Source organism: Epilithonimonas hungarica, from assembly GCF_900102265.1.
GTDB lineage: Bacteria > Bacteroidota > Bacteroidia > Flavobacteriales > Weeksellaceae > Epilithonimonas > Epilithonimonas hungarica.
Window position 1 is genome coordinate 522797 of record NZ_FNBH01000001.1, and the last position, 13700, is coordinate 536496.

Consider the following 13700-nt stretch of genomic DNA (forward strand, 5'->3'; position numbering starts at 1 on the left):
GTGTGCTTTGCCTTCAAAATATTTTTCTATTTTTAAAAAATGAAACATTTTATGTTGCATCTAAACTTATAAAAACAATATAAAAGCTAGATGAAATCAAAAATCATTTTAGAAGACATAAAAATCTACGCCTATCACGGCGTTTTGCCGGAAGAAGCTTTGATTGGAAATAATTATACCATCAATGCGGAATTGCACGCCGATCTAGAAAAAGCATCAAAATCCGACAATCTCGATGACACCATCAATTATGCTGAGGTCAGCGAAATCATCCATCAGGAAATGGCAATCCGCTCCGAACTTTTGGAACACGTGATTGGAAGAATTATTAATAAAATCGAAAACCAGTTTTCGCAAATTACTTTTATCAAAATCAAATTAACCAAAACAGTTCCGCCGATGCCAGGCGAAATGAAAGGCGTAAGCTTGGAATTTGAAAAAGAAATTAAATAATTTAAGGCTTCCAGAACCTCAGCCAGATATTGCTTATAATAAACTGGCATTATTAGAGATATCACTCCGAGGCTCTCGGAGAATTTTACAATGAAATGTTAATGAAATCTTAAAATTTGGTATCAAGTTTGATAGAAAGAACTCAAATACAAAATTTTATGAAGAATTATATTGCAGTAGGGATTGCCGCTTTAGGTTTTATTATCGCTGCAGCCTTATTAGGCAGCGCCATCAAAAACAGGAACAGATCGGAAAATACTGTTTCTGTCACAGGACTCGGTTCCAAAACTTTTACTTCGGACCTGATTTCCTGGTCAGGAAGTTTTTCCAAAAACAGCTTAGAACTGAAATCTGCCTATGATGCTTTGGCTATTGACAGACAAGTGATTTCCCAATACCTGAAATCGAAAGGCGTGAAGGAAAATGAAATGGTTTTCTCTGCGGTTGATATCCAGAAGCAATTCAGGAGTTATACGGATTCCAACGGCAATTACCAGCAAGGCGAGTTTTCCGGATACAATCTGACACAAAGTGTTTCTATCCAATCCAAAGAAGTTTCAAAAATCGAGAATATCTCCAGAAATATTACGGAGATCATCAATCGCGGCATCGAATTCACATCTTCTTCTCCACAATACTTTTATACAAAACTATCTGATGTCAAACAGGAAATGATTGCCAGCGCTACAAAAGACGCGAAAGAACGTGCAGAAAAAATTGCCGAAAACGCAGGAAGTAGTCTTGGAAATCTGAAAAAAGCGACAATGGGAGTCATCCAGATCACAGCGCCGAACTCCAACGAAGATTATTCTTATGGAGGAACTTACAATACGACTTCCAAAGATAAAGAAGCAAGCATTACCATTAAATTGGAGTACGAGGTCGATTAAATGGACTATGATGCAAAAATCAATGAGCTGGAAAAAGTTTTCGGTTCATATACTATAGAAGATTATTATTGTGATCCAGAAATGAAATTTCTACATCCGGATTTTGCAAAAATTTTGGAAATGAAAGATCTTGATTTTGATTTTTTTTTCAGTAAGCAGGTTGAAAATTTAAGTAAGGAAAATAGCTCTAAGACAGGTATATATGGAGATGAAAGGTATAAAAAACTTAAAGTGATAGCCAAATTTTTAAATTCAGACCTATATGTATTTGAAGAATTATTATCAAATGATCAGATCAATATAAAAGGAAAAATTGATTTATCACGATTTAATGATATAAATAAATATAATAAGGAAAGAATCACAAGAGATAATGGTCTGCAGATTCCTAAAAACTGGAAAGATATTATTTCTCAATTTATAGATTCTGATATAGAAAAAATAGGTAAATATTTTTACAGGGAAATTGAAAACAAAATATATCAAAATTTTGCGAGTATATTTGAGGGGCAGCAATTTACTTTTGAAAATGAGGGATTCAACCGTTTTGAAATGGCTACGATTATTGCCATTAAAAAAGCCTTAAGGTCCGGCAATTTCTTCAAAAATAAGAATAAGGTATTATTGGATCTGCGTAATGGGCTTTCCTGCGAGATAGAATTTAAGGAAAAAGGTGAAATCATTTCTCAAAAAGTACAGGGTAAAAATGCGGTTATTTCTTCAAGTATAGTTAGTTTGTCCGATGATAATGGAAGAAGGGCAATTGGAAGGCTTAATAAATTTTATTATTTTTTTACAAAAGATTTCTTGATAAAAATAGAATTTGTAGAAACAGGGATTTTAAGATAAAAGTAAAGGAGCAAATTTTTGCTCCTTTATAATTTGGTCTTGCTGTCAAAAACCAATGTTACCGGGCCGTCATTAATTAATGAAACTTTCATATCTGCGCCGAAAATTCCGCTTTCTGTTTTCAGTCCGGATTTCTTCATTTCATTTTTGAAATATTCGAATAATGGAATGGCCTTTTCTGGTTTTGCGGCTTTTATATAAGATGGGCGATTGCCTTTTTTATAATCAGAAATCAAAGTAAACTGGCTGATGCAAAGAATTTCCCCATTGATATCTTTCACAGAGTGATTCATTTTCCCTTCATCATCAGAAAAAACCCTTACGTCAAGAATTTTCTTTACGAGCCAATCTGCATCAGCCTGTTCGTCGGTTTCATCAACACCAATTAATAACATCAATCCTTTCCCGATCTTTCCGACGATTTCGTTTTCTACTTTCACGCTGGATTCGGAAACGCGTTGTATTACTACTCTCATGTGTTAATTGTAAATAGAAAGTATATTATTTGCGTAATTGTATCCATAGGTTTTAGGAGCTGTCTTGGCCACTTTAGAAGGTTGTCCTGTGATCAATATCCATTCTGCTCCATCTTTTGGACAATAGACTGCGGTTCCGTTTTTAACTTCCAAGGTTGTATCGGCATCAGGACAAAGATGGGGTGCATTTCTATCATAAACTTTGAAACCACTAGTTGTTCTTACTACGATCAATCCTCGAGTACCTGATTGCTGTTCGGCTATATATATCCAGCCTCCTACAGTCTGTAATTCATAATATTGGGGGAGGCTTAGATTCAATTGTACAGAAATTACAGAATCTGGAAAGCAACTGACCGTGTCATCCCTTTCTCTGCAAGAATTAATGATGCTTAAAGAACTGATTATCAAAAATAATGTAAATAGTAATGCTATTTTTTTGGTTTTCATTTCAAAATAAATTATATATTTGTAAACTCAATTCGAGACAAAATAGTATCCGGCAAAGGTCGGATTATTTTTTTATACAAACGATAAATTTTATTGTTATGAACTACGTGACCAAAGAAGGTTTGGACAAAATGAAAGCCGAACTGGAACAATTAGAAACCAACGAAAGACCAAAAATAACACAGCAAATTGCTGAAGCCAGAGATAAAGGCGATCTTTCTGAAAATGCAGAATATGATGCCGCAAAAGAAGCTCAGGGAATGTTGGAGATGAGGATCTCCAAGCTGAAGGACATTATTGCCAGCTCAAAAATTATTGATGTTGCACAATTGGATCTGAGCAAAGTATCTATTCTTACAACTGTGAGACTTAAAAATAACGCTACGAAAGGTGAGCAGAAATTCACTTTGGTACCGGACAACGAGAGTGATATCAAAACCGGAAAAATCTCCGTGAATACACCTATTGCCAAAGGGCTTTTGGGCAAAGTTGTCGGGGAAACCGCTGATATTGTCTTGCCAAATGGTAATAAACTTTCGTTTGAGGTTTTAGAAATTTCATTATAAAAGTAAATCATCATTTGGTTTAATAATTGCTGAAAATTAAAGTCAATATTAATTATTATGAGCAGTATATTTTCAAAGATCATTAGCGGAGAGATCGCCAGCTACAAAATTGCAGAGGATGATAAGCATATTGCTTTTCTAGATGCTATGCCGTTGGTGAAAGGTCATACCTTGGTGGTTCCTAAAAAGGAAACTGACCTGATCTTCGATCTAGATTCGGAAGATTACAAAGAGCTTTGGGCTTTCACCCAGGATATTGCCAAGCAGATCAAAAAAGCTATTCCCTGCAAAAGAGTAGGGGTAGCTGTTGTAGGCTTGGAGGTTCCGCATGCTCATATTCATCTGATACCACTTAACAGTATGGATGACCTTAACTTTAAGAATGTCAGGTTGATATTTTCGCCTGAAGAATATAAAGAAATTCAGCAGTCCATAATAAATGCATAAAAAGAAGTTTCAAGCTTCTTTTTTTAATTATAAGAATTATAAAGATCTATGAATCCAAATCAATGTTCATTTTGTGGGAGAAAAAAGAATGAGGTACAAATTCTGATTTCCGGGCAAAATGGCTTCATATGTGAAAATTGTATAGAACAAGCACATGCTATTGTAAAAGATAGTGTAAATAAAACTCAGGAATCATCTATTGCAACATCTCTTGATGAATTAAAAAAACCAAGAGAGATAAAAACTTTCCTGGATGAATATGTAATAGGGCAGGACCAGGCCAAGAAACAATTGTCGATTGCGGTTTATAATCATTATAAAAGGTTATTGCATGCACAAAATGAGAACCGTGAAGTAGAGATAGAAAAATCAAACATCATCATGATCGGTGAGACAGGAACAGGGAAAACCTTATTGGCAAAAACAATTGCAAAACAGTTGAATGTTCCTTTCTGTATCGTAGATGCTACTATTCTTACCGAAGCTGGCTATGTAGGAGAGGATGTGGAAAGTATTCTTTCAAGATTACTAATGGTTGCGGATTATGATGTGGAAAAAGCTGAAAAAGGTATTGTTTTCATAGATGAGATTGATAAAATTGCCAGAAAATCTGATAATCCCAGTATTACTAGAGATGTTTCGGGGGAAGGAGTTCAACAAGGTCTTTTGAAACTTTTGGAAGGCAGTATAGTAAATGTCCCACCTCAGGGAGGGCGTAAACATCCGGATCAGAAATATATCCAGGTCAATACGCAAAACATCCTGTTCATTGCTGGGGGTGCTTTTGATGGTATGAAAGAGATCATCGAAAGAAGACTTAATAAACAGGCTATCGGTTTTTCTGCTGAAAAATTGAACAAAGTTGAGGAGGAAGATTATATCCTTAGCCAGATCAATGCGATAGATTTGAAAAGTTTTGGATTGATTCCAGAGCTTTTAGGAAGATTTCCTATCATCACCTATCTTGAAAAATTGACAAAAGAGACACTTATTAGAATAATGAAGGAACCAAAAAATTCTATTGTCAATCAATTTACAGAATTATTCAAAATGGATAATGTGACTCTCGAATTCAGTGAACAAGCAATTGATGAAATTGTGGAAGATACTATGAATAAAGGACTTGGAGCAAGAGGTCTAAGAGGGACGACCGAGAAAATTTTAGAAGATTATATGTTCAATATCGAAAATGAACAGCATGTTAAAATAGATTCTATATTATAAATTCTTTAAATATGAAGATATTATTTTCAAGTAATTAAAAAATTAATATCTTTGCCAGACAAACACACAAATAAAACTTAGACACACAATGATTAAAAAATTATTTATTACGCAATCAATATTTTTTTATATTGTTGCCTCTTCCCAAGTACTTACGTATGTAGGCAATGCTGCCCATGTAACGATACAGCCTCAAACATTATTATATAATGGTGGCGGATTACAGACAGCTGGAAATGCTATTGTTGATAATTCAGGTAATGTCATGGTAAATGGCGTTTCTTCAGATTTATTAAATCTTGCAGCAACATCTAATTTTAACTTGAAACTTGCGAATACATCCAGTTATGGACAATTGTATATTACGGGGATTCCGCAAGGACAGATATCTGGAAAAGTTAATAAAGAGTATCTTGCCGATTATGAGAACGGAAGCACCGGTTCTCAACAGATGGGACTGCCATTTTATAACTTTAGTATCCAAGAGCTTGTAAGCGTGTTTGGAGAGGGAAATCTCAATGTTACAAACATTGCGAATAATTCTTCCGGACGTTTCAATCCCAGTTCTACTTTTTGGTGGAACAATGCGAGAGCACGTTTTGATCAGATAGCTTATGGAGGTACGGCTTATTATGCAAATGGTAATCCAAATCTTTCTTTCATAAGTCCAATGACTTATTATATCCTACCTAGAAGAAAGTCGGATGCCACTTATTTCTGGCAATTTCCTAAAACAGAGAAAAAGATTTTCAAAGGAACACCGGCCTCTGATGTTATAGCTAGTGGGGTTAATAATGTGAATTTTGCATTGTCTGGAGGCTATAGCGGTAGTTTTGGAACAAATGGTAATGCTTCCAATACTTTTGGCGAGAAATATTACTCATATCTGGATGATCCTTTTAGGGTCAAAGGGACTAGTTGGCCTGCTGATTATGCTAAAAATCTTTATCAATTAGCAAATCCCTTTCTTACCAATATTGATCTCAAATATATTGGCATAGATTCTGAAACAGGTAGTGATGATAATTTCATATCCAATCTGGAAGGTGTAGCTTATTATGGAGATAATAATCTAAACTGGACCGCTCAGAATGGAACCCTTTATCCAGGTACAACTATGGTTGTGAAAGTTTCTGGCGGAGCTTTTCAAGCGGGAGATGTTGGAGCGAATAAATTGATTATAAAACCTATGGGGGCTTTTATGGTTAAAATGAGTTCGAATGCTGCACAGACTTTGAATTTGACAAAGACCAGACGTTTCAAACAGACATCTAGAGCTGATGGAATTGATTATTCTGTTACTGCCGCTAAAACGTCGGAGACTGTAGATGATATATCTTCAGATAAGATTGTAAAACAAGTAGCAGTTATAATGTATGACTTGAATGGATTAGAGTTGGATAGGACTTATTATGCAGTATCTCCTTCTGCTTTTACAGGTTACAGTCCTACGGCCACAACTTTACAGGCATATAGTGATAATAAGAAAATCTATACAAAAGAAGAAAAATTAGCTGGTGGTGAAGATGCTACTTATACTGATAAATTGTATATTAATGAAGCTAATGAGATCACTTTTAAGACAAAAGAAATTCCTCTTTATATAAATTATACGGATCAGCCTTATCAATTAAAGTTTGAATTGTATGAAAAGGGAGAGAGAGTTGAGGATGGACTGTCTAATGGAAATAGTTTCTATATTAAAGATGCCCAGAATCAAATTATAAAAATTGTAGATGGTGGAAGTCTTTCTTCTATGAGTGGTGCTCAAACTCTAGGTTTGTATTATGAAAAACCATCGAATGCAACTTTGGGTACAGATGTTTTTGCCGGTTCACAAACTATTATTGCTAAAAAAGATGCTCAATGGGTCGTTAGATTTGCTAAAGATTGGAAGAATGCCACAGTTGAGGTTTATTCTTCGGCAGGTCAATTGCTAAATAAGCAACAGAATATTTCAACAAGCTATGATTATGTAGTGCCCGTTAATTATCAGGCAAAATCTACTTTTGTTATTAAGGCTATTTCTGAAAACGGAGAAGTTGTAATCAAAAAAATTCTAAATTAAACACAAGATTATATGATGGATTCATTATTTAAAAAAGCGTATAGCTTAATATTTATATTGATAAGTATGCTAAGCTTTGCGCAATCTGTACCGCCACCTCCGGAAAATCCAGAATCGGGTGGTATTGGAGCATATCCTGCTTCTCCTATCGATGGTTATACTTTTATTTTGTTTTTGGCGGCAATTTTAATGATTGTAGTATTTGCTCTAAGATCAAGAAAAAGATTATTACAATAATTTTTTAGTATACAAAACTCACTTAATTAAGTGAGTTTTTTTTATTTTTACATTATGAAAAAATTATTGATAACGAGTAGTATTATGCTATCTGCAAACATATTTGCTCAGTTTAATGTGAAGGTGGATATCCCATCTTATTTGTCTGATTCAGATGCCTATTTATATGGTTTTAACGGCTCTAAAGAAATATTATATTCTAAAGGTAAGATAGCAGGAAATACAGCGAGTTTCAAAGTTGATAAAAAATATATCGGGATGATGAGGGCTTTTTTTCAAAAATCCAACTCTTCTGTTAATATGGTATCAGAGAATGCCGATGTAAAGTTTAAAATTGAACTTGATTCTAAAAATAAGATTTCTGATGTTGTTTTCGAGGATAAAATAAATCAACTTTTCAGCAATGAAGTTGAACTTCAGAAAAAGCAAGAATTGATTTTGCCGGCACTTATACAGATCAAAGATTATTACAAACCAAATGAAAGTTTTTACAGATCTTTAGAGTCTGAGATTATTTCCCTTTCTAAAAATAATGATTCTCTTTACGATTCTCACCCTTTTCTGCAATACTATCACAATAATCAAAAATACTCGGTGCAAGAAAAAGCTTTATCGCTTAAAGTTGAAGATTTTATTGATTTTTATTCAAAATCGGGAGAATATCTGGAAACTTCGACAATTTTAAAACCATCATTGATCAACTTTCTTAATGTTTCCAAATCCAATGTTGAGGGAAATGTTGATAAATTATTGGCAGCTGTCAACTTGGAAACCCCTAGAGGGCAAACTATCCTTTCTGAGCTGATTGACATCTTCAGTACATATAATATGGATAAGCTAAAAGACAAATATCTCGCCCAGGCTAATAATTTGAAATGTACCATCAATGACCGTCTTGCATCTACGATCCAATCAAATAAGAATATTGAACTTGGAGCCAAATTCCCCAATAATACTTTTGTAAACTCTGTTCATACAAAAGCCAAATCACTCTATGACATAAAAGCGGCTAAAAAAATTGTTGTTTTCTGGTCATCTACTTGTTCCCATTGTGAAGCGGAATTACCAAAGCTTTTGGAAAAATATGACAAGATGAAGGCTCAAAATATAGAAATTGTGGGTCTATCATTAGATAGCAATTTGAACGAATTCAAAAGCAAAGCGAATGTGTATCCTTGGGTAAGTGATTCTGAAGGAAAAGGCTGGTATAGCTCATATGGAGAGACTTACAACGTTGTTGCAACACCGACTTATTTTATTTTAGATGCTAATAATATAATCGTTAGCAAACCGAATCATGTAGGGGATGTAATTGATTATTTAAAATTGAATTAAAATTTGTGGAAATGCAAAATATCCTTATATTTGCACCACAAAAATGGCGAGGTAGCTCAGTTGGTTAGAGCGCAGGATTCATAACCCTGAGGTCACGGGTTCAATTCCCGTCTTCGCTACTAAAAAACTCTTTTCAAAACTTTGAAAAGAGTTTTTTTATTTTATAAAGTTTTTTTTTATTATTGTTTCGTTATGAAGCAAAAAAAATAAATTATTTTGAAATTTAAGTATTTGATAATTAATACTTTTTTATTATTTGTAAAAACATTTGGATGTTAAATTCAAATGTTGTACTTTTACATCGCTTTTGAGACAATCACTCAGGAGCAATAAATTTTTTTTCATCATTTGTGTTTTTAGAATCGTACCTAGTACGATTCTTTTTTTGTTTCGTATGTGAATAGAAGGTTAATGAAGTAGGAATAAGTAATTCGCCCATCCTGTTGATTTGTCTTCAAGAATAGGTCATTTGTAACACCAAAGAAGTCACTAATGATTCCTTCATTCTTTTCATAGAATTCCAATTCATTTTTTCTATCCTTCTGCATTTTTTCAGAATATTGAGAAATCAATTTTAAGACAAAATCTTTGTTGCTGTCATTCTTTGATAGAGCTCTTAACAGGCTTTTTAGAACATATAATTGTGCACTGTATTGTAGATCTTCGTTTTTGGAATTTTTAGCGCATAAATAAGCTATAAAACTGGCTTCTTGCTCTCTTGCATATCCAAGCTGATGAGACATCTCGTGAGCTAATGTAAAAGGTGTGTTTGTAGAAGGAAGATTCGGGTTGAATTGCGATTCCGCAGTGAATGGATTGTAATATCCCAAAATCCCGGTATAGTTCATAAAATTATCATAGAGACTCGGTTTTACGGAAAGAATACTGATAGGCTTCTTTGTGCTGATATAATTAGGTAATTGATTTTGTTGAGAAAGTATTTCGTATTCTATATTCTGAATATGTTTGATTTTAAAAACGCCATTCTTGTCTTCGGAAACCCTTTCTCTTGTCTCTTTACAAAGCTTCAGGTATTTGATTGCTATATTCTTCAAATCAGAATCGTTGATTTCTATCTCTTTTGTTGAAAGTTTTTTGATGATCAGAGGTTGAAAATAGAGCATTCCCCAACAACATTGATAGACAAAATAAAAAATGTTAACGAAAATCAATAAGCGCTTTAATGTCAAACTATTTTTTTTCCTTATTAAATTGATGATAGCGTGCACCAAAAAAAGTAAAACAACTGTATAAATAACATCTCCGATAGAAAACCGAAACTTTGAAAATAATGAGACATGGAAATTCTTTTTCCATTCAAATAAATTTGAAAAGAAATTGATAGCAAAATCTGACTTTGATAATATATAGAATAATAAAAATTGGGCAACCAGAATGATTGCCCAAAGTTTATTTTTGATAAAGATGTTTTTTTTAGTGTCCACCCGATATTTTTTTATCAAAACTAATACCTTGGTTCCTTAGTATCCCACTTACTCTCCAAGCATAGAATGCAAGATAAGCAAAACATAAAACTCCTACAATATAGCTGTTTTGGATACCAACGCTTTCAGAAACAACGCCTTGTAACCAGCTTACAATTCCGCCTCCCATGATCATCATAATCAGGAAGCTGCTTCCTTGGCTGGTATGTTTTCCTAAACCACTTACTGCTAATGTGAAGATACAAGGCCAAAGTGTGCTACAGAACAAGCCAACACTTGTGAAAGCGTAAATGCTGATGATTCCATCAGTAAACATTCCAATTACTGTCGCAACAATTCCTAGCGCTGAGAATATCAGTAACATTCTTGCAGGATTTCCTTTACTCGCCATATCGGCTCCAATTAATACTAAAATGATCAATCCATAAACATAGAAAGGAGAAAGGTCGTGTTTAGCAACTGCGTTTACCAAAAGGAAAACACCGAAAGCCAAATATGGAGCAACAAAACGTAAGATTTTTTGTAGGCTCATATTATCTGTGAAAGCCTCCACAGCGCCTGTCCAACGGCCAATCATCAGACTTGCCCAGTAAAGCGAAATGAATGGAGAGACCTCTTGCAAAGTATAAAGAACTCCTGTTTGAGAATTCACGATAGTTTCCATATAAGCAGGTAGATTACTCGCTGTCGAAACTTCTACACCAACATAGATGAAAATCGCCAACATCCCCAATAGCAACTGAGGATATTTCAAAGCGGAAGTTTTTGCGCCGCCTTCTTCTGTAACTGTTTCTTCTATTGTTGCTGGATGTTCCGGTAAAGATGATAATTTAAGCAAAATGGCAACAGCTAAAAATGCTACACCTAAGACCAGGTAAGGAATTTTCACACTTTCAATACTCATATTGGTATTCTCAGAAGCAGCAGAACCAAAGATGGCGAAACTTACGATCAAAGGTCCGATGGTCGTTCCAAGATTGTTGATTCCTCCTGCCAATGTCAGACGTTGCGAGCCTGTTTTAATCGGGCCAAGTGCAATAGCTAATGGATTCGCCACCGTTTGTTGTAGTGAAAATCCTAATGCTACAATGAACAGTCCGGATAACATTAATGGAAAGGATTGAAGATTGGCTGCCGGATAGAATAATAAGGTTCCTAATGCGGAAATAGCAAGACCTAGCGCCAATCCGTTTTTGTAACCTATTTTGTTGACTAGATCTTTACGAATGGCCAACGAGATCAGCATATAAATGATAGAGCCCACAGTATAGGCAATATAAAAAGCTACGGATACGAGCTGACTTTGACCTTGTGTCAAATCAAATGCTTTTTTGAAAACCGGGATCAAGATATCGTTGCTTGCAGCAACAAATCCCCAGAAGAAAAAAACGGTTACGAGCGGGATGAACTGAGCCCAATTGGTTTTTTGTGTCTCCATTATTTAATTTATTGTTAATTTAAGGTTAATATTTAAAAACAAATGTAAGTAAAAAGTCTTATTAGTAGAATAATTATTTTAATTCCTCAATAAGAGACAATTGGATTTCCTCAAATGCTTTTTCTTTCAGTTCTTTTTGTGTGGCATCGGGCGTTAAGATATCGTTGAAAAAAACTTTCACAACGCCGGGATAGCCTTTTTTGTTATCAAAAGGAAACATTTCCTTCAAACCTCGGAAAGTAAAAACAGCAATAGGGAAATGATGTTTGGTCGCTAATATGAAAGCACCGTCTTTAAACTGGTCCAGAATTATACTTGTATCATCAGGAACGCCTCCTTCAGGGAAAATCACAATACTTTGGCCGTCCTGCATTCTTTCAGCACATCTCCTGTAAACATCGGCACGGCTTCTGGCACTATTTCTGTCGACCATTACGCAAACTCGCTTGTACACTGTTCCAAAGATTGGAATTTTTTCAATTTCTTTTTTCCCGACATAGCAAAGCGGGTGATCAGGGAAAAGAATGCAGGGCAGCATCACATCCATAATGGAAGTATGGTTGGAGATGATAACGTAAGGCTGGTTTTTATCGATTTTTTTCGTGGTCCTGAGGATCTTTTTATAACGGAAACCCATTCCGTAAAACATCCCGATTGCCCAAAGACGGATGAAAAAATAACAATATTTGTAATGTTCCTTTCGAAAAGACAAGATGTAAACGGGAAGAAAGAAGATCAATGTAAGAACGGTTCCTAAAATTACCATCCAAGATCGCCACGCATACACTAGAATTGTTCTCATTAATATTTCGTAAAAATTTAATTCAAATCAAAAATAGCTTTTTTATCCGTTAAAAATCACTTTTTTCTTTATAGAATAATTTAGGAGTGAGACGATGATGATGGAAGCTATCTTGCTCATCATTTCTTGTGAAAGAACATAGATTCCCAGATCGATGGCATCTTTGAAAACGAAATGATACAAGATCTGAAAAAGGAACAAACTGATGAAGGTAGAGACAACAGAAACCGAAATGAAATAAGCGAACTCTTTCCTCTTGGAATGTTTCCCCCTTTCAAACACAAACCAGATGCTCAGAAAATAGTTTGTGATGATTCCGCAACTTGTGGACAAAATATTACTAAACGGATATTTAATTCCTGAGAGATTATATTCCCAGGTGAAGATTTTTGGGAGGTAAACACTCAGTATTTTGAAGCTGCCGATTTCGACAATCGCACTTAGTCCACCAGCGATGATGAAGAGTAGGATTTGCTTATGGCGGAAAAATAATTGTTTCATTCTTTTGCAAATTTATACGATTTGTTAAATGTTTTAAAATAATAGTTAAATAATTTTTTAGTGTCAAAAATATTTTTACTTTTATTAAGTGTTAAGGATTTTGCGATTTGGCTGAAAGATTAATTATTATATGGTTAATAAATTGTGAAAGTCTTAATATCAGTCGATGAAGATATACTGTCCTGACTAAAAATTGTTTGGTCAGGAAATTTTTTCATCATTTGTCAAGTCACCACAATCACAAAATAATTATTACAAAAAATGAAAAATTCTAACAGACCTTACAGAAAATTTCTGCCTCAGCAAAAGAAAATTGAGGAGTTGGAAAAAAGCAGTTCCAGATTCAAAAGAATCTATTCAGAATACGAATTGATGTCCGATGAACTATGGGATTTGGAAAGCAGCGAGAACGCAGAAAGCATTCCAGATGACTTCATCAATGCTATCAAATTACAGACTTCTTACCTGGAAGATGAGATTCAGGATTGGCTTATAGAAGATAAACAATAACAAATTCTC

General features: G+C 34.5%; 16 protein-coding genes and 1 tRNA gene. 11 read left to right on the forward strand and 6 right to left on the reverse strand.

Annotated features, from left to right (window positions below):
• Positions 1-90 precede the first annotated feature (90 nt).
• The 3 genes from folB (at position 91) to BLT30_RS02505 (ending at position 2192) form a co-directional block, all read left to right on the forward strand.
• Positions 91-453 (forward strand): dihydroneopterin aldolase, encoded by a 363-nt coding sequence (gene folB / locus BLT30_RS02495; protein ID WP_089871125.1) that lies wholly within the window; start codon positions 91-93, stop codon positions 451-453.
• Positions 454-611: 158 nt separating this feature from the next.
• The gene (locus BLT30_RS02500; protein ID WP_089871127.1) at positions 612-1343 is read left to right on the forward strand and encodes an SIMPL domain-containing protein; all 732 of its coding nucleotides are present in this window, start codon (positions 612-614) and stop codon (positions 1341-1343) included.
• Positions 1344-2192: a hypothetical protein gene (locus BLT30_RS02505; RefSeq protein WP_089871129.1), complete on the forward strand. Its 849-nt coding sequence runs from the start codon at positions 1344-1346 to the stop codon at positions 2190-2192.
• Positions 2193-2218: 26 nt separating this feature from the next.
• On the opposite strand, the gene dtd is transcribed toward BLT30_RS02505, so the two are convergent.
• Both dtd and BLT30_RS02515 read right to left on the reverse strand, forming a co-directional pair.
• A complete protein-coding gene (gene dtd, locus BLT30_RS02510) occupies positions 2219-2668 on the reverse strand; it encodes a D-aminoacyl-tRNA deacylase (RefSeq protein ID WP_089871131.1) in 450 nt (149 codons plus the stop codon).
• 3 nt (positions 2669-2671) lie between these two features.
• On the reverse strand, positions 2672-3118 hold the full coding sequence (locus BLT30_RS02515) for a hypothetical protein (RefSeq protein ID WP_027384209.1): 447 nt from the start codon (positions 3116-3118) through the stop codon (positions 2672-2674).
• 98 nt (positions 3119-3216) lie between these two features.
• On the opposite strand from BLT30_RS02515, the gene greA reads away from it, so the two are divergent.
• The 7 genes from greA (at position 3217) to BLT30_RS02545 (ending at position 9114) form a co-directional block, all read left to right on the forward strand.
• A complete protein-coding gene (gene greA, locus BLT30_RS02520) occupies positions 3217-3684 on the forward strand; it encodes a transcription elongation factor GreA (RefSeq protein WP_027384210.1) in 468 nt (155 codons plus the stop codon).
• A gap of 57 nt (positions 3685-3741) precedes the next feature.
• Positions 3742-4131, forward strand: a complete 390-nt coding sequence (locus tag BLT30_RS02525; protein WP_089871132.1) for an HIT family protein — start codon at positions 3742-3744, stop codon at positions 4129-4131.
• Positions 4132-4179: 48 nt separating this feature from the next.
• Positions 4180-5355 carry an ATP-dependent Clp protease ATP-binding subunit ClpX gene (gene clpX, locus BLT30_RS02530; protein ID WP_089871134.1) on the forward strand — a complete coding sequence of 392 codons (1176 nt, stop codon included), beginning with the start codon at positions 4180-4182 and terminating at the stop codon, positions 5353-5355.
• Positions 5356-5443: 88 nt separating this feature from the next.
• A complete protein-coding gene (locus tag BLT30_RS02535; RefSeq protein ID WP_089871136.1) occupies positions 5444-7423 on the forward strand; it encodes a hypothetical protein in 1980 nt (659 codons plus the stop codon).
• Between the two features lie 12 nt (positions 7424-7435).
• Positions 7436-7660, forward strand: a complete 225-nt coding sequence (locus BLT30_RS18060) for a hypothetical protein (protein ID WP_139166554.1) — start codon at positions 7436-7438, stop codon at positions 7658-7660.
• A gap of 54 nt (positions 7661-7714) precedes the next feature.
• Complete coding sequence (locus BLT30_RS02540; protein WP_089871138.1) at positions 7715-8995, forward strand: peroxiredoxin family protein; 1281 nt, start codon at positions 7715-7717, stop codon at positions 8993-8995.
• A 45-nt stretch (positions 8996-9040) separates the two neighbouring features.
• A tRNA-Met gene (locus tag BLT30_RS02545) sits at positions 9041-9114 on the forward strand.
• Between the two features lie 249 nt (positions 9115-9363).
• Here the strand turns inward: BLT30_RS02545 and BLT30_RS02550 are convergent.
• The 4 genes from BLT30_RS02550 to BLT30_RS02565 all read right to left on the reverse strand — a co-directional run bounded on the left by BLT30_RS02550 (position 9364) and on the right by BLT30_RS02565 (position 13181).
• The gene (locus BLT30_RS02550) at positions 9364-10440 is read right to left on the reverse strand and encodes a DUF3810 domain-containing protein (protein WP_089871140.1); all 1077 of its coding nucleotides are present in this window, start codon (positions 10438-10440) and stop codon (positions 9364-9366) included.
• The gene (locus tag BLT30_RS02555) at positions 10430-11878 is read right to left on the reverse strand and encodes an MFS transporter (RefSeq protein WP_089871141.1); all 1449 of its coding nucleotides are present in this window, start codon (positions 11876-11878) and stop codon (positions 10430-10432) included. The genes BLT30_RS02550 and BLT30_RS02555 overlap by 11 nt, the downstream gene beginning before the upstream one ends.
• A 73-nt stretch (positions 11879-11951) precedes the next feature.
• A complete protein-coding gene (locus tag BLT30_RS02560) occupies positions 11952-12680 on the reverse strand; it encodes a lysophospholipid acyltransferase family protein (protein WP_089871143.1) in 729 nt (242 codons plus the stop codon).
• A gap of 42 nt (positions 12681-12722) precedes the next feature.
• Positions 12723-13181, reverse strand: a complete 459-nt coding sequence (locus BLT30_RS02565) for a GtrA family protein (RefSeq protein WP_089871145.1) — start codon at positions 13179-13181, stop codon at positions 12723-12725.
• 261 nt (positions 13182-13442) lie between these two features.
• Here BLT30_RS02565 and BLT30_RS02570 point away from each other — a divergent pair, with 261 nt between their 5' ends.
• Positions 13443-13691 carry a hypothetical protein gene (locus tag BLT30_RS02570; RefSeq protein ID WP_089871147.1) on the forward strand — a complete coding sequence of 83 codons (249 nt, stop codon included), beginning with the start codon at positions 13443-13445 and terminating at the stop codon, positions 13689-13691.
• Positions 13692-13700: the final 9 nt, after the last annotated feature.